A 21,584-nucleotide genomic window follows, 5' to 3' on the forward strand; every position below is an offset into this window, starting at 1 on the left:
TATTATCGGAAATTAGGCTTATGAAAGATATGGATAAATATTGGAAGAGCGTGGGTTCACTTTTCGATTCTAAAGATAATCGAAAAGTGATTTGGATAGGTTATGCAGTTGGTCTTGTATTGGTTACTGCTTCCATATTCAGGCTATGCCTTAGGTTATTAAGGCATGAAGAATTTACTTTTGGGAGAATATCTTCATTGATTATAGTGTTAATGGTAGGTCTTTCTTTGGTTTGTTTCCTTTTTTATAGGAAGAAAATATCGATTAAAATTAAGTTTTACCTGTTGTGTCTGATTTTTGTGTGTGGTGGCATCAATATGTTTCTTCATCCAAGAGTTTCAAGAAGAATTTCATCTGAAACATATTGTCAGGTGGTGGGAATAGTGGCTGTCTCTTCTTTGGGGGAGGCGGTTTGTGGGTATTGTATAATGATTGCAAGTGGCATAGGAGGCGTAGAGACGAGGAGGAATAAAGTGTACCGATGCGCAGACCTTGCGGAACTGTCGGGACACATAGTGAATATGACAAAAATGATTGTTCCACCATTTAATAAAAGCTATTATGGAAAGAATTACCAAAGAACAATATGAGTTTGCACTCAACAGAATTGAAGAACTCCTGCCATTGGTAACGGATGCTACTCCTGCCAATGATAAGAATGCCATAGAACTGACTTTAATGTCGGACATTGTAGAGTCATACGAAAAAAAGCATTACCCAATAGGAAATCCTTCTGTTTCTGAACTTATTGAATTTTCATTAAATGAAAAAGAAATGACTCAGAAACAATTGGCTTCAGAAATTGGAGTAAGTCCTTCACGTATTAACGATTATGTCACAGGACGTTCGGAACCTACTTTAAAAATTGCAAGATTGTTATGTAAGGTTCTGAACATAACTCCTGCCGCAATGTTGCAATGCTAAGCGGAAACAAATGTCAGATCGCTTAACCATAGAGCAGCGCCACCATAATATGGCGGCAATCAGAGGCAAGGACACCAAACCGGAGATTCTTGTCAGGAAGTTCCTGTGGGCTAGAGGATTCAGGTATCGGCTCAATCATCCACGGTTGCCGGGAAAACCGGATATTGTGCTCAGAAAGTATCGTACCTGCATTCTGGTGAATGGATGCTTCTGGCATGGACATGAGGGATGCAAGTATTATGTGGTGCCGAAATCGAATACACAATTCTGGCAGGATAAGGTCAGGAGAAACCGAGAAAGGGACCATGAGGTGCTACATCGGTTGGCAGAAATGGGATGGCATACTATTGTAATATGGGAATGCGAACTGAAACCGGCTGTCAGGGAGAAGACTCTGGAGTCGCTTGCCTTTACGCTGAACCATATCTTTCTGGAAGATCATCATATCAGGAGATATGAGTTGCCGGAAGAAAAAACGGCAATGGTGGCGGAGCCGGACCCAAGGCATCGTGATTAATACCCTCTCTGCTTCTCGTAAATGAAATCGTCGGCGATGTATCCATTGCTCATAAGATACAAGCCGGTGCGCTTATCGTGGAGCTGGGCACAGGTCTTGCTGCGATAGAAAAGATCAAGAGCCATGGCTGGAGATATTTTCAGGCGTTTTGATAATTCGTAAGCTACGCCACCTATCTGATAGCTGAGAATCATTTCTTGAATCTCAGGAGTCTTGGTATTTATCTGGTTATATTTTTTCTGTTCCATTATAGATTAAGTATTTATTGATGAGATCTTGATTGAGTAAACAAATCTGATTATTGGGCTTATGAAAAGTTAACTGCTGTAGAGCTGATTCTGTATCGTAAAAGCCGGTCATATATAGGTTTACGGTATCAATCACTCTGTCGTTTGCTATGCCACCTTCCACATAGTCGTAATCTTTGGCTAGATTTTTTCCTCGTCTGTTGGCTACGATAAAGTCTAGCCAGTCTTTATCGTATGCGGTGAATATCTTGCAGCGAGCCTCGGCGAGAATTGCATCCCTATCCAAGGAATAGATATTGAGTAGGGGTTCTGCTGCTCTTTTATCTGCAATGGTTTTAGCCCATTTTATAGCCTGTTCCTTTAAATCAGTTACGTAGAAACCTTGACCAAAGTCTAACCTTGGTCTTCCTACATGATAAAGTGGAGCTTCTATAATTTCTGTGGCTCCATGATAGACTGTTACTTTCATCAGTTTTTCTTCTCCCAATTAGTTAGACACTCTATGACATCTTCTATAAGATACTCTCTACTTTCGGTATGGAGTGTATCATAATGGGGCAGAATGAATTTGTTGATTAAATCAACCTTTCTCATTCTTTCGTATATTTCAATATATGGCACCCCGAGCTTTCTAGCGGCTCCCTCAACGCATGATGCAGCAAAAGCGAGCTTGATTTCTTCTAGGGGTAATTGTATTCTGTTGTTTTTTTCCATTTTTTCGTACTTTCCTCTTAATTCCTACAAAGATAATGCAAAAATAAGAAATATTTCTCTTTTATGCAAGTTTTTAAGCTTTTTCTTTTGTGTTTTCATGAGAAAAGATTTTTTTTGTATCGAATGGGGTCTCTAATGAAATTATTGAAGAGTATGTGGAGATAATGCAAAAACTGATAGAAAATCCCCTGATGGATTCTCTGAAGAGAAGCATCAGGGGATAGGCGTTTTACTTTATTAATCTTTTACTTTATAGCCTTACCTGTCTGGTTGTAGCCGTCCAGCTGCTTGGCATTGGTGATTGCCTTGCGCGAACAGTAGTTGAAATCTACCTTCTTGTCACCATTGCTAGACTTCCAGCGGATGGTGAGCTTTACAGTCTTGCCATTGGTGTCTGGCAGGGCATCGTTGAGGTTGAAGGCTACCAGGGCATCGCCTACACGATACTTGGCATCACCATTCTGATTGTGACGAAGCTCTACCTCGTATGGATTCTCTGGGTTCACACCGGTGAGAAGGTTGATGATGTGTGGCTTCTGACCGCCCCAGAGAGCACGGAAGCGGAGAGTGAGATAACCATCCTCTGCTACTGTTACCCAATCGCGAACGATATCTACCTCATCATTGCCATACTTCGCATCGTTCTCTGCCGGAGTAGAGAGATAAGGTGCTGGCTTCTTGGTGAGAATGCTGTCAATCCAGTTGACATATACTACCTGAGAATACTTGTCGCTCTTCTCATCGGTAGCTGTATAGTTGACGAGTGCTCTAACCTCCTTGCCATCAAAGACTGAAGTCTTGAGGTTTTTGGCGAGCAATGTGGTGTTGTCATCCAACTGCAGATAGCAGGCATCTGCATTCTGCTTGACTGTTACTAGGGCATTAGGCAAAACCTGATCCCAGTTGGTATCATCATCAGTATCACATGACTGGAAGGTGAATGCTGACATCAGCAGGGCTACTGCGAGCCAGATTTTCTTAAAATTGATCTTTCTCATAACTTTTTCTTTTTTAAATCTTTCTGTCTATAAAATGCCCGAAGATGCGAAATCTTGCTTCTGATTTGGCAAAAGAAAGTTAAATGTATTTTTGAGATTCCCATTTATTTTGTAGTGTCTTCAATTTACACTACCTTTGCAGAAAGATGTTGCGCCCTGACAGGGGATGCAGCGAATAGCTAAATAGAAATAGGTAGATGAATAAGGTTATCAAGAAGATTTTCAGATCTCTTATGTATATAGTAGGCATCGGAGCTATGGCACTGGTGCCCGATGCCTGGTTGTGGCATATCGGAGTGGGGGAGTGGCCTCTGCCGCTAGCTATCCTCTGGTGGATTCCCTCTCTGCTCATCATCCTGGCTGAGGTGGGACTGCAGTTGGGCAAGTTTCATCGCACATCGGTGAGAGTGCTTTTCTCTCTCATCCTTTTCTCTGTGATGCCGAAGATGGTATTCATCCTCTTTGAATTCTTCATGCCATGGTTCTTCGCCATCCTGCCTTCCCTGGCGGTGATGGGATGGTTTCTCTATGGATTCGTGGAGGGATGGAAGCGACTGGAGGTGAAATACGTGACTTATTCTTCTGCCGATCTGCCTCCTTACTTCGATGGCTATAAGATTCTGCATTTTACGGATCTGCATCTCGGTACCTTTCCGAAGGGTGCCAACTTTGTGAGAAAGGTGGTGGAAAGAGCCAATGCCGAAGGGGTGGAGATGATGCTCTTTACCGGTGATCTGGTGAACAATGCTGCCGATGAGGTGGAACCTTATGTGGAGGATCTGAAGAAGCTGCATGCTCCCGATGGTATCTTCTCGGTTTGGGGTAATCACGATTACTGCGAATATAATACCAACACAGTCTGAGTGCCTTGAGAAAGAATCGCCGTCTCCTCTTCCAGTTGCAGAATGAGATGGGATGGCACCAGCTGATGAACGAACATTATACGGTATCGCACGGTATGGCTTCGATAGAAATCGTCGGTGTGGAGAATGCCGGACAACCTCCGTTTACCAATCGCAGTAACCTGAAGAAGGCGATGAAGGGAGTGGCGAAGGATGCTTTCAAGATTGTGCTTACCCACGATCCGCACCATTGGAGAAGGGAAGTGCAGAAGACCGGAGTACACCTGACCCTGGCGGGACATACCCACGCCGGACAGTTGAAGATAGGTAACTTCACTCCTGCCCACATGGCTTTCAAGGAGTGGGGTGGAGAATACTGGCTGGGCAAGCAGCTGCTCTATGTTTCTGCCGGATTGGGCGGATCATTCCCTTTCCGACTGGGTGCCTGGCCGGAGATGACGGTCATCACCCTGAAGCGTGATCTGGGCTAGAAAATAGGCTGGTAGTCAGGCATCTCACAGTTCCCAAAGAATTGGATAAAAACGTTAATTTACTGGTGCAAACTGTTAAGTTTTGGTTAAAAAGTCGATATTTATTCATTTTGATTAAAAATTATCGCTTAAAAATTTGGTAACTCAAAAATTAATCGTATCTTTGCAGCAGTTTTCGCATATATTTGGGCAAATGGGGGGTGTCGAGAGACTGTACTCCATTTGTTTTTTTTTGCCCAAAAGCGAAATCCCGCTTTTTCCGCTCACTTGATAATGAGAAATTCAAGTTTCGCAAGTGAGGGAATTGATAGAAGCTCAAATATCAAAATATCAAAGTTTAAAGTTCAAAGTTCAAAGTAAAATGAAGATTCCCGTAGAAGAACAATATAAATTCGTGAAACTTACTCTCCCGGATGGAAGCAAGGCTGAAGGAAATTCGGTGTTGCTGCATGCCTGTTGTGCACCCTGTTCATCGGCTATCGTAGAGTGTATGCTTCGCAATGGTATGAAGCCAACCGTTTATTTCAGTAACAGCAATATCTATCCGCAGCAGGAGTTCGATATCCGAAAGCACGAGCTGATGAGATTCCTGGAGGCGCAGCAGGTGCCTTATGTAGAGGATGAGTACGATCATGAGGAGTGGCTGGCTACCATCAGGGGATTGGAGAAGGAACCGGAGCGGGGAAGCCGCTGCTCGATGTGTTTCCAATATCGTCTGACTCATGCAGCCAAATATGCCCAGGAGCATGGATTCCATCTGCTAACCACCACGCTGGCTTCTTCCAGATGGAAGAACATTAAGCAGATAGATGCCGCAGGACATATTGCGGTAGAAGAATGCCCGGATGTAGAGTGGTGGGATATGAACTGGAGAAAGGGCGGTTTGCAGAACCGCCGAGGAGAATTGCTGAGACAGAATGAATTCTACAACCAATTGTATTGCGGTTGTGAATTCAGTATGAGATAAAAAAGAGGATGTGTCATTGTTCATCGGATTGCGCGGAATAAACGGAACCTTAACCGCCTTCCTTGGATTACGCACGGATTTTAAACGGAAACTCGACCTGACGGTCGTGGCGATACCCCCTAAAGCTGGAAAAAGCCAGCCTATACGGCGCTAGCCCAATGGCCGTAAGGCCAAATCCGTTTAAATTCCGTGCGTAATCCGTGGAGCAAGAATGTTCCGTTAACTCCGCGTAATCCGATGAAGAAAGTCTATTTATGAAAGACCTGTAATCTCACCATTAACCACATCGATGCGCTCAGCCTGTGGGCTCTTTGGCAAACCTGGCATACGCATGATAGGACCAGCGATGACTACGATCATCTCGGCACCCATGTTCACGGTGATGTCGCGAACGTGGAGCTCGAAGCCTTCTGTTGGTCCGTATGCCTTGGCATCAGTAGAGAAGCTATACTGGGTCTTGGCGATACAGATAGGGAACTTCTCGGCACCCAACTTCTTGATTTCCTCAATCATAGACTTGGCAGAATCGCTCAAGGTTACGCTGCCGGCACCATAGAGGTTGAAGGCAACATCCTCAATCTTCTTCTCTACAGGCTCATCGTCATCGTAAGTGAAGTAGAGAGGAGCAGATGGATGCTCATCGATGGTCTTTACAACGAGCTCAGCCAACTCCATTGCACCCTTGCCACCTTCAGCGAAGGCACTGTTGACAGCGAATCCGCAGCCCATCTCCTCGCAGTGCTTGCGCAATACCTCGATTTCCTCATCGGTATCAGTAGCAAACTTATTGAAGGCGATGACTACAGTCTGACCAAAGCTCTGAAGATTCTTCACGTGCTTGTCGAGGTTCCAATAGCCAGCTTCCATACCAGCTACGTTTGGCTTCTTGATGTCTTCCTGAGCTACGCCACCATGCATCTTCAAAGCCTGGAGAGTAACGACGAGAACAGTAAGGTCTGGCTGCAAACCAGTCTTGCGGCACTTGATGTTGTAGAACTTCTCTGCACCGAGATCAGCACCGAATCCAGCCTCTGTGATGGCATAGTCGCCATACTCGAGAGCTGCTGCAGTAGCCATCACAGAGTTACAGCCATGAGCGATGTTGGCGAAAGGACCGCAGTGAACGAAAGCAGGAGTACCCTCTGTGGTCTGAACCAGGTTTGGCTTCAGGGCATCGAGGAGGAGGGCAACAATACTGCCACCTACACCCATATCCTTGACGGTGAATGGCTTGTCATCCTCGGTAATACCCAGGAGAATATTGTCGATGCGACGACGGAGGTCGTCAACACTTGTTGCGAAACACATGATAGCCATGATCTCTGAAGCTGGAGTGATATCGAATCCTGCCTCTGTCTCGATACCGTTCTTATCACCGATACCGGTGATGATGCGGCGGAGACCACGGTCATTCACATCCATCACGCGGCGCCAGAGAATCTTCTTGAGCTTGAAGCCTTCAGCTTCGTGCTGGAAACGGTAGTTATCGAGCAGGGCAGCAATCATGTTGTTAGCCTCTGTGATAGCGTGGAAGTCGCCAGTGAAGTGAAGATTGATCTTATCCATAGGCAATACCTGGCATAACCGCCGCCGGCAGCACCACCCTTCATGCCGAAGCAAGGTCCGAGAGATGGTTCACGCAAGGCAACGACAGCCTTCTTGCCAATCTTCTGCATACCGAGGGCGAGACCTACTGATACGGTGGTCTTGCCATTGCCTGCCTTGGTTGGGCTGATAGCAGTGACGAGGATGAGATGATGGTTCTTAAACTTGTTAGTGTCGATCTTGTCCGTAGTATCTTAGCGATGTAACGGCCGTAGTTCTCTACTTGGTCTTCATGGATTCCAAGTTCAGCTGCAACCTCATTGATGGGGCGCAATTTTACTGATTTAGCTATTTCAATATCTGTCAACATAAAAAATGTATTTGTATTTTGCTGCAAAGATACGCAAAAGTATTCACATAATGGCATATCAATGTATAAAAAAACAAAAAGTCATTCCATTTCCCATTCTGCACAAACGTATGGACCCGGGCGAACGATGAATTTTTGCATGAATCCCTCTGCAGAAGTGATAGCGATATCGTTGCGCTGGGCTTGTTTTCTTCTGAATATCTCAAGAAATTGCAGAAAATGTAATATTGGTGTGGCACAAATATCTTGATTTGCGCTGGTTGAATACTCAATAATAGGGATTTTAAGAGAAAGGGAAGAAAATCTTTGGTTTTTCTTCTCTTTTCTCATTTTATTATCGTATCTTTGCACTCGAAATTAAATTCAAAGAGAATGATCAAGTCAATAACGATAAATATAGGCTATCAGGCCAAGCAAGATAATGCTGGTGGGAATGGACTCATCGGTAACAGCAACGTACAGACACCTTGCGGACAAGGTGTATAAAAACCCGGGCACAAACGTGTTCGGGCTTTTTTTATCCCCACTATATATAATAAGGTGGAAATTGACTGGTTTAAAAGAATGACAGTGTGTACAATTATATATATTTATTAACTTATAAAATAAAGGATAAACGAAAATGATGAAAACAGAATGGAGAGGTTTCAAGGGAAACCAGTGGCAGAGTGAAGTGAATCTTCGTGATTTCGTTCAGAACAACTACACTAGCTACGACGGCGATGAGTCGTTCCTGGCAGAACCTACTCAGGCTACCAACACCCTTTGGGGGATGTTGAAGGAACTCCAGAAAGAGGAGCGTGCCAAGGGTGGTGTGCTCGATATGGAGACCGAGGTGGTTTCTGGATTGACAGCTTACGGTGCTGCCTATATTGGCGAGGGTACTAAGGAGTTGGAGAAGGTAGTGGGTCTGCAGACCGATAAGCCTTTGAAGCGTGCCTTCATGCCTTACGGTGGTATCAAGATGGCAGAACAGGCTTGTACTACATACGGCTACCAGCCATCAGAGAAGTTGCACGAGATTTTCCACAAGTATTGCAAAACTCATAATGACGGCGTGTTTGATGCTTATACCCCTGAGATGAAACTCGTGCGCCATAACCACATCCTCACTGGTCTGCCTGATACATACGGTCGTGGCCGTATCGTAGGTGACTACCGTCGTGTGGCTCTTTATGGTATCGATTTCCTCATCAAGGAGAAGCAGAACGACCTCGCTAACATGGGTGACCGTGAGATGATCGACGAGGTAATCCGTCTTCGTGAAGAGGTTTCTATGCAGATCAAGGCGCTCAAGGGATTGAAGGAGATGGCTCAGTTGTATGGTTACGACATCAGCCAGCCTGCTAAGAACGCTCGCGAGGCTGTACAGTGGTTGTACTTCGGTTACCTCGGAGCTGTGAAGACTCAGAATGGTGCTGCGATGTCTGTAGGTCGTATCTCTACATTCCTCGATATCTATATCCAGCGCGACTTGAATGAGGGTACTCTTACCGAGGATGAGGCTCAGGAGCTCATCGACCACTTGGTTATGAAGTTCCGTATGGTGAAGTTCGCCCGTATCCCTTCTTACAACGAGCTCTTTACTGGCGACCCAGTTTGGGCTACTCTCGAGGTAGGTGGTATGGGGCAGGATGGCCGCTCTATGGTTACCAAGAACGACTTCCGTTTCCTCCACACTTTGGAGAACATGGGTCCTTCACCAGAGCCAAACTTGACAGTACTCTATAGCTCTCGCTTGCCAAAGGCATTCAAGCACTATGCTTCTCTCATCTCTGTCAAGACAAGCTCTATCCAGTATGAGAACGACGATGTAATGCGCCCAGTTTGGGGTGACGACTATAGCATCTGCTGCTGTGTATCTGCTACACAGACAGGTAAGGAGATGCAGTTCTTCGGTGCCCGTGCCAACTTGGCTAAGTGCTTGACCTACGCTGTATCTGGTGGTGTTGACTCAAAGACACGCGAGCAGTGCGGTCCTAAGTATCGCGCCGTAGAGGGTGATGTATTGACATACGATGAGTTCATGCCACGTTTCATGGATATGATGGACTGGTTGGCTGGTGTTTATGTGAAGACATTGAACCTCATCCACTACATGCACGATAAGTACTTCTATGAGGCAGCAGAGTTGGCGCTCATCGATACAGATGTTCGTCGTACTTTCGCTACAGGTATCGCAGGTTTCAGCCACGTGGTTGACTCTATCTCAGCTATCAAGTATGCCAAGGTAAACATCGTCCGTGATGAGACAGGTTTCCCTCTCAGCTTCGAGACCGAGGGTGACTTCCCACGTTACGGTAACGATGATGAGCGTGCTGATGAGATTGCAGTATGGTTGCTCAAGACCTTCATGAACATGATCAAGAAGCACCACACATACCGCAATTCTGAGCCAACTACATCTATCCTGACTATCACATCAAATGTAGTATATGGTAAGTTCACCAGCAATATGCCTGATGGTCGTCCAGCTGGTGCTCCTTTGGCTCCAGGTGCTAACCCATCTTACGGTGCAGAGAAGAACGGTCTTTTGGCTTCATTGAACTCAGTAGCTAAGTTGCCATACGAGTATGCCCTCGATGGTATCTCTAATACTCAGACCATCAGTCCAGGTGCTCTCGGACACAACGATGAGGAGCGTGCCCAGACATTGGTAGGTGTATTGGATGGTTACTTCAACCAGGGTTCTCACCACCTGAACGTGAACGTATTCGGTATCGACAAGCTCAAGGATGCGATGGAGCACCCAGAGAAGGAAGAGTACCAGAACTTCACCATCCGTGTAAGTGGTTACGCTGTTAAGTTCATCGACTTGACACGTGAGCAGCAGCTCGACGTAATCGCTCGTCAGGCTCACGAGAGACTCTAATCAATTAGAAGAATAAATATTGCCCGCTAGATTTTCTTTCCGAGGATATTTAGCGGGCATTTTTAGCTTAATTATAATGACTAAAGGATTTGTACACAGCATAGAGAGCTTTGGTTCAGTAGATGGACCAGGCATCCGATTTTTGATTTTCCTGCAAGGTTGTCCCATGCGCTGCCAGTTCTGCCACAACCCGGATTCCTGGAAGACGGGAGTAGGTGAAGAGTGGAGTGCCGATGACCTGCTGGATAAGGCAGAGAGATTCAAGAGTTATTGGGGAGACAAGGGTGGCATCACCGTGAGCGGTGGAGAAGCCCTGATGCAGATAGACTTTCTCATCGAACTCTTCGAGAAAGCCCATCAGCGTGGCATCAATACCTGTCTCGATACATCAGCCCAGCCTTTCAGAAGAGATGGAAAAATTTTTGAAAAATTTGAGCGTCTGATGGCTGTTACTGATACGGTTCTTCTGGATATCAAGCATATCAATGATGAAGAGCATCGCAAGTTGACGCTTCATAGCAATAAGAACATACTCGATTGTGCCCGCTATCTTAGCGAGATTCACAAACCGGTATGGATTCGCCACGTGCTCATTCCAGGTATTACCGATGAGGATGAATACCTGGAAGAGTTGAGAGACTTCCTCTCTACGCTCAGCAATATCCAGCGCATAGATGTATTGCCTTATCATACGATGGGTATCTACAAATATGAGAAGCTGGGAATCCCTTATCCGCTAGATGGCATAGAACCTCCTGGCAGAGATCGTGTGGCTCATGCCGAATCTATATTGCAGAAGGCATTATAGACTTTTGTATTGAGTGCTATGGAGTTACCTTTTGTTAGCGATAATGGAGTTGTGAAAAAGCCTAAAATCCAGGCATGTTTCTTATGGTATCATATATGTTTCAAAAGTATGCGACGTTGGCTTATGCCTTACTTGACGATGAATTAAGCCTTACTTGCTGTTCAAAAGAGCCTAACGTAACATTCAATTAAGCCTAACGTAACGCTTAATTGGGGCTTAATTGGATGGTAAGTAAGGCTCTATTGTAAGACAATTGAGGCTCTATTGTAAGGCAATTGTGGCTCTTTTTGCAATCTTTTTGTCCCTTTTTTGCAACCTTTCGGGTTTCTTTTGCGTCTAAGCATCAGAATATTGAAAATTTAAAATTGAAAGAGTATGAAAACAATGAGTATTTGGGTTGCTTCGGCAACTTTGTTTCTTGCCTCTATGGGCATCTGTTCCTGCAGTATGGGTTCTACACCACTTCTGAAATGAAGGGGGGCCTGGAGTTTACGCAGGATGATTTGAGAGAGAAGCCTTTCAAGGCTATCGACGTGGATGTGGTTGCCAGTGTCTATTATACACAGAACGACGGCGATGAATGCAGTGTGCGACTGGATTACTCTGCCATCAAGGATGCTGAGTTCGCTCAGAAACTCAAGGAGAAAATCAAGGTGGTGTATCGAGACGGCGAGGTGAAGATCGGTCTGACGGGAAGACTTAAGGTGCCTACTATGTGTAGCTCTGAAAAATATAGATTGAAGATTTATATCACCAGTCCTGATCTGGTGAAGATTGCTCAGGAAGGGGTAGGGGCTTTCTATGCTAAGTCTGTTAACAGCGACCGCCTGGAAATCGATAACGAGGGCGTAGGCTCTGTCAGTATCAAGCAGATTCTTGCCAACAGACTGGATGTTACCAACGAGGGTGTAGGCTCCGTCAGCATCGATGATGCCAAGGGCGACGTGATGAAGATTGACAACGAAGGCGTAGGCTCCGTAAAAGTAGGCAACGTGGCGATGGGCGACCTGAAGGTGGATAACGAGGGTGTAGGCTCCGTTACGCTCGATTTCTTCAAGGGCGGAAACCTGAAGATCAACAATGATGGCGTGGGTAAGGTAAGCGCCAAGGTTGACTGTCAGGTTCTGAATGTTGATCTGGATGGTGTTGGCGGCGTGCATCTGAGCGGTGTCACCGGCAAATATACCCGTCATAAGGACGGTGTTGGAAGCATCTCTGACGGAAATCTGAAAGTTGGTAGATAACGTAAGTTACTGAAAATCAAAATAAAAAGACAGGGAGGATGAAAGCCCAAGTTAAATTGCGAAGAATTGAGCGATTTAACTTGGGCTAAGTTTCTTCTTATTTTTCTATTTTTTCTTTTATTTATTTTCTTTTTTATCTTTTCTTCTTGCTACTTCTTCTTGTCGTTTTTTCTTTTCTTTTTTCTTTTTTTCTTTTTCTTCTTCTTAAAGAAAATCTCTGTTAGCCATTTTTGACAATTAGAAGTCCCACTTCACACCCAGGCAAGGGCGAACCTTTGCTCCATCGGTGCTGCCGAAGTTATTGGTGATTTCTACCTCACCACCCAGACTCAGGTTCTCGCAGCCGAAGTGCTGACCTACATTGTACCACAGCTGTGGCTCGGTGATGAATACTGTATGGCGGGTCTTAGCCTTGCCGTCGCCATCTACAGTTCCGTGGGTTTCCCACCAGAAATCAGCGAAGCCGTCAAACTTCAATCCCTTTACTCCGAAGAGGTCGTTGCAGGTCCATACGGCAGTCAACTGCATTGGAACATTCTGGTCGGTCTTGCGGATGGTCTTGTAGAGAACATCCAGATTCAGGGTGTTCTTGTAGGTAGCATCGTGAATCAGATACTCCACACCGAAGAGCCAGGCATTGTTGATAGGGTAGTTCTTGGTGATACCACCATTGTACTCTACGTGCAGGCTCCAGTTCTTCATGCTGCTGTTCTGCCAGAAGTTCAAGGCACGTGAAATCTCGGTATAGGTGCCGCCCTGGGCTACGTTTGGACTGTTAGGGTCCATCTTGTCGTAGTTGAAATCGTGGTCAACGAAGAAGTAGGTGCTTCCCCATTTGTCCTGCTTGAACATCTCCAAGGTCAGGGTTACATACTTGCGGTCGGTACCGAAATCATAAAGAATCTGTGCGTTGGTCTGTGCAAGAGTCTTGCTTGCTGGAAGCAATGCCAATGCCATCAGCAGGAGGCTTTTTAATTTTCTCATAACAATGTTTTCTTGTTTTTGATGATAAAGTTTAAAATATGATACTGAACTAAAAAAGACTGCGAATATGATACCCGCAGTCTTTTTTTGTACATATAAATCAAATCGGTTTTTCCTTTGCTTAGATGTAAATCCAATCTTTTTTTCTTGGCTTAGTAAGCGAAGAGAGGATAATCCTTCATGGTCTCGTTCACCTTCTCACGAACGCGGGCGATGACCTTCTCATCCTCTGGTGAATTCAATACTTCCTCGATGAGCTCTGCGATGAGGTGCATCATATCCTCCTTGGCGCCACGGGTTGTCATGGCAGCTGTACCCAGGCGGATACCTGAAGTCTGGAAGGCAGAACGTGAATCGAATGGAACCATGTTCTTGTTCACTGTGATGTCTGCTGCAACGAGCGCATTCTCAGCTACTTTACCAGTGAGGTCTGGATATTTACTTCGGAGGTCAACGAGCATAGAGTGGTTGTCTGTACCACCGCTTACGATACCGAAACCGCGACCCATCAGATCGTCTGCAAGAACGGCAGCGTTCTTCTTTACCTGCATTGCATACTCCTTCCAGGATGGCTGCAGGTTCTCATTGAAGGCAACAGCCTTGGCAGCGATGACGTGCTCCAGCGGACCGCCCTGCTGACCAGGGAATACGGCGGAATTCAAGAGCATGCTCATCTTCTTCACTTCGCCCTTCTTGGTAGTCAATCCCCATGGGTTGTCAAAATCCTTACCCATCAGAATGATACCGCCACGAGGACCGCGGAGCGTCTTGTGGGTAGTAGAAGTTACGATGTGAGCGTACTTCAATGGGTTGTCGAGCAGACCTGCTGCAATCAGACCAGCAGGGTGAGCCATATCAATCATCAGAAGGGCACCCACCTCATCGGCAATCTTGCGCATGCGGGCATAATCCCACTCACGGCTGTAAGCGCTACCGCCACCGATAATCAGCTTAGGCTTGTGCTCCAGAGCCAGCTTCTCCATCTCATCGTAATCCACACGACCCGTCTCCTTGTTCAGGTTGTAGCCGATAGGGTTGTAGAGAATACCAGAAGTATTGACGAGGCTACCATGAGAAAGGTGACCGCCGTGGTCGAGATTCAATCCCATAAAAGTATCACCCGGCTTGAGTACGGCGAGCAATACGGCAGCGTTAGCCTGAGCACCAGAGTGAGGCTGCACGTTGGCATACTCAGCACCAAAGACTTTCTTCACGCGTTCGATGGCAAGGTTCTCTACGATATCCACCACCTGGCATCCACCATAGTAGCGTTTGCCCGGCAGACCCTCTGCATACTTGTTGGTAAGGTAAGAACCCATAGCGTTCATCACCTCGTCACTCACGAAATTCTCAGAAGCAATCAGCTCCATACCTTTCAGCTGACGCTGATGTTCTCTTTCGATTAAGTCGAAAATCTCTTGATCTTTAACCATTTCTGTTTACTTTTTATGGTTGATGTTTATTGGATTCGTTACTTGCAAAGCTCCACTTTGCCCAATTGCTGCTCCTTATCGCAGTAATGGCAGCGTACGATACCGAGTACCTTATCTACGGTGTGGAAGAGGGTCTGCATAGGCTCGTTGTTGGTGATGCACTTAGGGTTGTTGCACTTAACGATGCCCTTGAGTGTATCTGGAGTCTTCACGGTCTTCTTCTCCACGATTTCGTAGTCCTTGATGATACTCAATCCGATGTTAGGAGCTACCACAGAGAGGCGGTTGATTTCCTCATCGGTAAAGTACTTGTTGGCAACTTTGATGATGCCCTTCTTGCCGATCTTCTTGGAAGGCAAGTTGTAGCCGATGGTAACAGGAGTGTCCATCTTCTCCAACTGGAGCAGGTTGACCACCTGGTAGGTCTTCTCGGCTGGTATATGGTCGATTACGGTACCGTTCTCGATAGCCGCAACCACTAATTGACTTTTGTTATTTCCCATCTGTCTATTCACTAAAACTGTTAACTATAAACTATTCAATAATGGTCTTGTCGTTCTTCACGTCCTCCAGTGTGATACCGAGGCAGTGGCAGAAGATAGCCTCACGGGCATAGAGACCATTCTGAGCCTGCTGGATGTAGTATGCATGTGGATCATCATCTACATCGTATGCAATCTCGTTGACACGTGGCAGCGGGTGCATGATCTTCATGTTCTCCTTCGCCTTGCAGAGCATGTCGCGCTTCAGGATATACACGTTCTTCACACGCTCGTACTCCATCAGGTCGCTGAAACGCTCCTTCTGTACACGGGTCATATAGAGAATATCAGCGTCGGCAATCACATCCTCATTGAAATCCTCGTGCTCCACGTACTTGATGTTGTGCTCCTTGCAGTAGAGTTTGTACTCCTCTGGCATGGCAAGCTCCTTAGGTGCGATGAAGTGGAAGGTAGGATTGAAGTGGCGCATAGCAGTGATAAGTGAGTGAACGGTGCGGCCATACTTGAGGTCACCCACAAGATAGATGTTCAAGTTCTCCAGGGTTCCCTGGGTCTTGAAGATAGAGTAGAGGTCGAGCAAGCACTGTGATGGATGCATGTGGGCACCATCACCGGCATTGACGATAGGCACTGGAGCTACCTCGCTGGCATACTGGGCTGCACCCTCGATGAAGTGGCGCATGGTGATGACGTCAGCGTAGTTGCTCACCATCAGAATGGTGTCCTTCAGTGTTTCGCCCTTGGTCGTGCTGGATGTCTTGGCATCAGAGAAGCCGATGACACGGGCGCCAAGGCGATTGGCAGCTGTCTGGAAACTGAGTTGGGTACGAGTAGATGGTTCGAAAAAAAGGGTCGCTACGACCTTTCCCTTCAACAACTCCCTGTTGGGATGCTTTTCAAACTCTTGCGCCATTTCGAGGAGGTACATGATTTTCTCCTTCGAGAGGTCGGCAATCGTCACAAAATTATGTTTTTCCATACGAATTTTGATTGAATGTTCTGAAATCGCCCCCAAAGTTACATATAATTTCTGATTTATGTGCGATATTTCAAAACTTTTATGTAATTTTGCACAAATAAATGAAGAAATAGAGATGAGAAAACATTTTATCTATACATTATGGGGCATTTTTGCCACTTTTGTCGTGTCGGCTATGCTCGCCTTCTTTGCCATCTGGAACGGATGGATCGGTTACATGCCGGACATCGAGGATTTGCAGAATCCTATCAGCAGATTCGCCACTCAGGTGTATTCGTCTGATGGAAAGGTGCTGGGTACATGGAACCTGAACAAGGAGAATCGTATCGTGATACCTTACAAGAAAATGTCACCTTATTTAATAAAGGCACTGGTTGCCACGGAGGATGAACGATTCTATGAGCATTCGGGCATCGACTTCCGTGCGCTCGGTCGTGCCATCGTGAAACGTGGACTCCTGGGACAGACCAATGCCGGTGGTGGATCTACCATCACCCAGCAGCTTGCCAAGCAGCTCTATTCAGAAAAGGCATCGAGTACCTTGGAGCGACTGCTGCAGAAACCGATAGAGTGGGTCATCGCCATCAAGTTGGAGCGATACTATACCAAGCAGGAAATCCTGGCACTCTATCTCAACTACTTCGACTTCCTGCACAATGCCGTGGGTATCAAGACGGCAGCGAATACCTATTTTAATAAGGAACCGAAGGATCTCACCCTCACCGAGGCGGCTACGCTCATCGGTCTCTGCAAGAACCCTTCGCTCTTCAACCCAGTGCGCTATCCGGAGCGTGCCCGCGACAGAAGAAACGTGGTGCTCTCGCAGATGGAGAAGGCGGGCTATCTGGATCATGCTGAATACAGCCAGTATTCGGCAGAACCGCTTACACTCAACTTCCACCGTACCGACCATAAGGATGGTTCGGCTACCTACCTGCGTGAATATCTGCGCAAGTATCTGATGGCTACCCGTCCGGAAAGAAAGGATTATGCATCGTGGAACTATGCTCAGTTTGTTACTGATTCCATCCTCTGGAATACTGATCCTCTGTATGGATGGTGCAACAAGAACTTCAAGAAGGATGGTTCTCCATATAATGTATATAGCGATGGCTTGAAGGTGTTTACCACCGTGGACAGTCGTATGCAGCGATATGCAGAAGAGGCTGTGTATCAGCACGTGGCGCGCTATCTGCAGCCAGCCTTCAGCAAGGAGGTTTCCCGCAAGCCAAGTTCGCCATACAGTGACAAGCTGACCCCTAAGCAGATCAAGGCTATCCTGAACCGCAGCGTCACCCAGTGCGAGCGCTACCAGCAGATGAAGGAAGCGGGATGCTCGGCAGAAGAGATTCACGATACCTTCCGCAAGAAGATTCCGATGACCGTGTTTACCTATCATGGCGACATCGATACACTGATGAGTCCGCTCGATTCCATCCGCTATTACAAGACCTTCCTGCGCAGCGGATTCATGAGCATGGATCCTAAGACTGGTGCCGTGAAGGCATACGTGGGTGGATTGGACTATACCCACTTCATGTATGATATGGTAAGCCTGGGAAGAAGACAGGTGGGTTCTACCATCAAGCCATTCCTCTATAGTCTGGCGATGGAAAACGGTTTCTCGCCTTGCGATCTGGCGCCTAACCGTCAGCAGACCTATATAGTAGCTGGCAGACCATGGACACCTAGAAATGCCAACCATTCGAGATACGGACAGATGGTTCCGCTGAGCTGGGGATTGGCACAGAGTAACAACTGGATCAGTGCCTATCTGATGAGTAAGCTGAATCCGGCGCAGTTTGTCCAGCTGCTGCATGACTATGGTATCAACAACCCGGATATTCACGCCTCTATGAGCTTGTGTCTCGGTCCGTGCGAGGTGAGCGTAAGCGAGATGGTGAGTGCCTATACAGCCTTTGCCAACCATGGTATCCGTACGGCTCCGATGTTTGTGAGCCGCATCGAGGACAACGAGGGTAACACCATTGCTACCTTCCAGCCACGAATGAACGAGGTGATCAGTGCCGACAATGCCATGAAGATGCTCACCATGATGATGGGCGTAGTGGATAATGGTACGGCAGGAGACTGCGCTACCGTTATAAGCTGGAGGGACAGATTGGTGCCAAGACGGGTACTACCAATAACAACAGCGACGGATGGTTCATCGGCTTTACTCCACAGCTGGTAAGTGGCTGCTGGGTAGGCGGTGAGGAGCGCGATATCCACTTCGATTCCATGAATATGGGTCAGGGTGCTACCATGCGCTGCCTATCTGGCTATCTTCATGAAGAAGGTGTATGCCGATACCTCGCTGGGCTACAGTCCGGAGGTGAAGTTTGATATCCCTGCCGATTACAACCCATGCTATCATGTGGGCAGCGGTGGCGAGCAGGATGATTTCGAACAGGTAGATGCCATCGACGAAGTATTCGAATAATTCCTCGGGAAGTGCTCCTGATGCCGTCATCAAAAGGCTATCCGCCATTTTTGCACTCATTTCTTTTAAATAGTGCAAAAATGGCGGATGTTTTTTGCTTATCTCCATTATTTTTTGTATTTTTGCAAAGTTTTAGGGTTCTTGTGCCACAAATGCGTGATGACGAGGAGGTTCCCAAACACTTGATAAAGAGAAAATAATAAAAAAACATTATAATGAACGTTTCATACAAATGGCTTAAAGAATACGTCGATTTCGACTTGACACCACAGGAGACTGCCGATGCGCTGACCTCTTGCGGACTCGAAGTGGACGCTTTGGAGGAAGTACAGTCTATCAAGGGTGGACTGAAAGGTCTTTACGTAGGTAAAGTGTTGACATGCGAGGCGCATCCTAACAGCGATCACCTCCACGTAACAACCGTTGACTTGGGCAAGGGCGAGCCACAGCAGATTGTCTGCGGTGCGCCTAACGTAGCTGCCGGTCAGAAGGTTATCGTCGCCGACCTGGGCTGTGTGCTCTACGACGGCGACCAGAGTTTTACCATCAAGAAGAGCAAGCTGCGCGGTGTAGAGAGCTTGGGTATGATCTGTGCCGAGGATGAGATTGGCGTGGGCACTGCTCACGATGGTATCATCGTGCTCCCAGAGGATGCTCCTGTGGGTCAGCCTGCTGCTGAGTACTATCACCTGGAGAGCGACTGGCTCATCGAGATTGATATCACAGCCAATCGTGCCGATGCACTCGGTCATTGGGGTGTGGCACGCGACCTCTATGCCTGGTTGAAGCAGAACGGTTATGAAACCAGCCTGCATCGTCCATCTTGCGATGAATTCGTAGTAGATAACGAGGAGCTTCCTATCGACGTAGAGATTGAGAATACCGAGGCTTGCAAGCGTTATGCCTGTGTAAGTATCACTGACTGCGAGGTGAAGGAAAGCCCTAAGTGGTTGCAGGACAAGTTGAACATCATCGGCTTGCGACCAATCAACAATATCGTGGATATCACCAACTACATCATGATGGCATACGGTCAGCCATTGCACTGCTTTGATGCCGACATGGTTACCGGTCATAAGATTGTGGTTCGCACCCAGCCAGAGGGCACCAAGTTCGTGACCCTGGATGGCGAGGAGCACACCCTGGGTGAGCACGACCTGAGCATCTGCAATGCCGAGGAGCCAATGTGTATCGCCGGTATCTTCGGCGGTAAGGGTTCTGGTACTTACGAGACCACCAAGAGCGTGGTTCTGGAGAGTGCTTACTTCCACCCAACATGGATCCGCAAGAGCGCTCGCCGTCATGGTTTGAGCACAGATGCCAGCTACCGTTTTGAGCGTGGCGTAGATCCAAACGGACAGATTTATGCTTTGATGCAGGCAGCCATCCTCTGCAAGCAGTTGGCTGGCGGCAAGGTTTCCATGCAGATCAAGGATGTATATCCAGAGCCAATGCAGGATTTCCCAGTTCGCCTGAACTATGAGTATGCTCACCGTCTCATCGGTAAGGAGATTGGTGCTGAGACCATCAAGAGCATCGCTACATCTCTCGAAATGAAGATTGTGAAGGAGGATGCTGAGGGTATCGACCTGCTGGTTCCTGCTTATCGTGTGGATGTTCAGCGTCCTTGCGATGTGGTAGAGGATATCCTCCGTATCTACGGATATAATAATGTGGAGATTCCAACCCAGTTGAAGAGTTCTTTGACAGTTCAGGGCGATGAGGACAAGGCTTATCACAGCCAGAACCTCGTGGCAGAGCAGTTGGTAGGTGAGGGCTTCATGGAGATTCTCAACAACTCTCTGAGCAAGTCAAGCTACTATACAGACCTGGAGCTGAACAAGTATCCTGAGGAGACAACCGTGAAGGTGATGAATCCATTGAGTGCTGATCTCGGCGTGATGCGTCAGACCATGCTCTTCGGCGGTTTGGAGAGCGTAGCCCGCAACATCAACCACAAGAGCCAGAACCTGAAGTTCTTCGAGGTGGGTAACACCTATATATATAATAAGGAGAAGTGGAGCGAGGAGAGTCCTATCAAGGCTTACTCTCAGGAGGCTCACATGTCACTCTTCATCACCGGTAAGCGAGTAGAGGGCAGTTGGGCTCATGCCGATGAGCAGAGCAGCATCTACGAGTTGAAGGCTGTGGTAGAGAATATCCTCCGCCGTGTGGGTATGCCACAGAACAACCTCGTTATCAAGCACAGCGACAACAACATCTTTGCCAAGGGCGTGAACTATGAGACCCGTGCCGGCAAGGTATTGGTAGAGATGGGTATCCTGAGCAACAAGCTGAAGAAGGCATTCGATATTGAGCAGGATGTATTCTATGCCGATGTTCACTGGGATAATCTGGTGAAGACCGTGAAGAAGGTGAACCTTACTTACACAGATATCAGCAAGTATCCATCTGTGAGCCGCGACCTTGCATTGCTCGTTGACAAGAACGTAGAGTTTGCACAGATTGAGCAAATTGCCCATCAGACAGAGAAGAAGTTGCTGAAGAGCGTGGTTCTCTTCGACGTTTATGAGGGTAAGAACCTGCCAGAGGGCAAGAAGAGCTATGCCGTGAACTTCATCCTCCAGGATGAGGAAAAGACATTGAATGACAAGCAGATTGATGCCATCATGAAGAAGCTCATCGCCAACCTCACAGGCAAGCTCAACGCAGAATTGAGATAATGCAGAATGCGATTGACG

At 47.0% G+C, this 21,584-nt stretch carries 19 protein-coding genes and 2 pseudogenes; 11 read left to right on the top strand and 10 right to left on the bottom strand.

Going from position 1 to position 21,584, the window contains the following annotated elements; genetic code table 11:
- Positions 1-20: 20 nt before the first annotated feature.
- From DW830_RS01110 to DW830_RS01120, 3 genes are read left to right on the top strand one after another with little or no spacing between them, the layout of a single operon-like run.
- Positions 21-590 (top strand): hypothetical protein, encoded by a 570-nt coding sequence (locus DW830_RS01110; protein WP_147487174.1) that lies wholly within the window; start codon positions 21-23, stop codon positions 588-590.
- On the top strand, positions 562-924 hold the full coding sequence (locus DW830_RS01115; RefSeq protein ID WP_119248557.1) for a type II toxin-antitoxin system HigA family antitoxin: 363 nt from the start codon (positions 562-564) through the stop codon (positions 922-924). The genes DW830_RS01110 and DW830_RS01115 overlap by 29 nt, the downstream gene beginning before the upstream one ends.
- 10 nt (positions 925-934) lie before the next feature.
- Complete coding sequence (locus DW830_RS01120) at positions 935-1,441, top strand: very short patch repair endonuclease (protein ID WP_119248558.1); 507 nt, start codon at positions 935-937, stop codon at positions 1,439-1,441.
- Here DW830_RS01120 and DW830_RS01125 read toward each other — a convergent pair.
- From DW830_RS01125 to DW830_RS01140, 4 genes are all read right to left on the bottom strand, one after another.
- A complete protein-coding gene (locus DW830_RS01125; RefSeq protein ID WP_119248559.1) occupies positions 1,438-1,689 on the bottom strand; it encodes a hypothetical protein in 252 nt (83 codons plus the stop codon). The two genes, DW830_RS01120 and DW830_RS01125, sit on opposite strands and share 4 nt — an antisense overlap.
- A complete protein-coding gene (locus DW830_RS01130) occupies positions 1,670-2,158 on the bottom strand; it encodes a DUF3990 domain-containing protein (protein WP_118311351.1) in 489 nt (162 codons plus the stop codon). The genes DW830_RS01125 and DW830_RS01130 overlap by 20 nt, the downstream gene beginning before the upstream one ends.
- Entirely contained in the window at positions 2,158-2,403 is a 246-nt protein-coding gene (locus tag DW830_RS01135) for a DUF3791 domain-containing protein (RefSeq protein ID WP_117661563.1), read from the bottom strand. Before DW830_RS01135 ends, DW830_RS01130 begins: the two co-directional genes overlap by 1 nt.
- A gap of 245 nt (positions 2,404-2,648) precedes the next feature.
- A complete protein-coding gene (locus DW830_RS01140; RefSeq protein ID WP_119248560.1) occupies positions 2,649-3,401 on the bottom strand; it encodes a NigD-like protein in 753 nt (250 codons plus the stop codon).
- 197 nt (positions 3,402-3,598) lie between these two features.
- Between DW830_RS01140 and DW830_RS16205 the strand changes: the two genes are divergently transcribed.
- The 3 genes from DW830_RS16205 to DW830_RS01150 all read left to right on the top strand — a co-directional run bounded on the left by DW830_RS16205 (position 3,599) and on the right by DW830_RS01150 (position 5,701).
- Entirely contained in the window at positions 3,599-4,264 is a 666-nt protein-coding gene (locus DW830_RS16205) for a metallophosphoesterase (RefSeq protein ID WP_233544325.1), read from the top strand.
- Positions 4,265-4,269: 5 nt separating this feature from the next.
- Positions 4,270-4,734 (top strand): metallophosphoesterase, encoded by a 465-nt coding sequence (locus tag DW830_RS16210; RefSeq protein WP_233544326.1) that lies wholly within the window; start codon positions 4,270-4,272, stop codon positions 4,732-4,734.
- 361 nt (positions 4,735-5,095) lie between these two features.
- Entirely contained in the window at positions 5,096-5,701 is a 606-nt protein-coding gene (locus DW830_RS01150) for an epoxyqueuosine reductase QueH (protein WP_119248561.1), read from the top strand.
- Positions 5,702-5,953: 252 nt separating this feature from the next.
- Here the strand turns inward: DW830_RS01150 and DW830_RS01155 are convergent.
- Both DW830_RS01155 and DW830_RS01160 read right to left on the bottom strand, forming a co-directional pair.
- Positions 5,954-7,616: pseudogene (locus DW830_RS01155) on the bottom strand (formate--tetrahydrofolate ligase).
- A gap of 81 nt (positions 7,617-7,697) precedes the next feature.
- Positions 7,698-7,946, bottom strand: coding sequence for a hypothetical protein (locus DW830_RS01160; RefSeq protein ID WP_119248562.1), 249 nt, complete (start codon positions 7,944-7,946; stop codon positions 7,698-7,700).
- Between the two features lie 295 nt (positions 7,947-8,241).
- Between DW830_RS01160 and pflB the strand changes: the two genes are divergently transcribed.
- The 3 genes from pflB to DW830_RS01175 all read left to right on the top strand — a co-directional run bounded on the left by pflB (position 8,242) and on the right by DW830_RS01175 (position 12,540).
- Positions 8,242-10,488 (top strand): formate C-acetyltransferase, encoded by a 2,247-nt coding sequence (gene pflB, locus DW830_RS01165; protein WP_119248592.1) that lies wholly within the window; start codon positions 8,242-8,244, stop codon positions 10,486-10,488.
- 76 nt (positions 10,489-10,564) lie between these two features.
- Positions 10,565-11,296 (top strand): pyruvate formate-lyase-activating protein, encoded by a 732-nt coding sequence (pflA, locus tag DW830_RS01170; protein WP_119248563.1) that lies wholly within the window; start codon positions 10,565-10,567, stop codon positions 11,294-11,296.
- Between the two features lie 365 nt (positions 11,297-11,661).
- Positions 11,662-12,540, top strand: a complete 879-nt coding sequence (locus DW830_RS01175; protein WP_119248564.1) for a GIN domain-containing protein — start codon at positions 11,662-11,664, stop codon at positions 12,538-12,540.
- A 237-nt stretch (positions 12,541-12,777) separates the two neighbouring features.
- Here DW830_RS01175 and DW830_RS01180 read toward each other — a convergent pair whose 3' ends face one another.
- The 4 genes from DW830_RS01180 to pyrB form a co-directional block, all read right to left on the bottom strand.
- Positions 12,778-13,524: a DUF5020 family protein gene (locus DW830_RS01180; protein ID WP_119248565.1), complete on the bottom strand. Its 747-nt coding sequence runs from the start codon at positions 13,522-13,524 to the stop codon at positions 12,778-12,780.
- A 152-nt stretch (positions 13,525-13,676) separates the two neighbouring features.
- On the bottom strand, positions 13,677-14,957 hold the full coding sequence (gene glyA, locus DW830_RS01185; RefSeq protein ID WP_119248566.1) for a serine hydroxymethyltransferase: 1,281 nt from the start codon (positions 14,955-14,957) through the stop codon (positions 13,677-13,679).
- 38 nt (positions 14,958-14,995) lie between these two features.
- Positions 14,996-15,460: an aspartate carbamoyltransferase regulatory subunit gene (gene pyrI / locus DW830_RS01190; RefSeq protein ID WP_119248567.1), complete on the bottom strand. Its 465-nt coding sequence runs from the start codon at positions 15,458-15,460 to the stop codon at positions 14,996-14,998.
- A gap of 31 nt (positions 15,461-15,491) precedes the next feature.
- Positions 15,492-16,439 carry an aspartate carbamoyltransferase gene (gene pyrB / locus DW830_RS01195; protein ID WP_089542854.1) on the bottom strand — a complete coding sequence of 316 codons (948 nt, stop codon included), beginning with the start codon at positions 16,437-16,439 and terminating at the stop codon, positions 15,492-15,494.
- Between the two features lie 115 nt (positions 16,440-16,554).
- Here pyrB and DW830_RS01200 point away from each other — a divergent pair.
- A pseudogene (locus tag DW830_RS01200) lies at positions 16,555-18,882 on the top strand (transglycosylase domain-containing protein).
- A 215-nt stretch (positions 18,883-19,097) separates the two neighbouring features.
- Positions 19,098-21,566: a phenylalanine--tRNA ligase subunit beta gene (gene pheT / locus DW830_RS01205; RefSeq protein WP_119248568.1), complete on the top strand. Its 2,469-nt coding sequence runs from the start codon at positions 19,098-19,100 to the stop codon at positions 21,564-21,566.
- Positions 21,567-21,584 lie beyond the last annotated feature (18 nt).

This window comes from Prevotella sp. AM34-19LB (assembly GCF_003468525.1).
Classification (GTDB): Bacteria; Bacteroidota; Bacteroidia; order Bacteroidales; family Bacteroidaceae; genus Prevotella.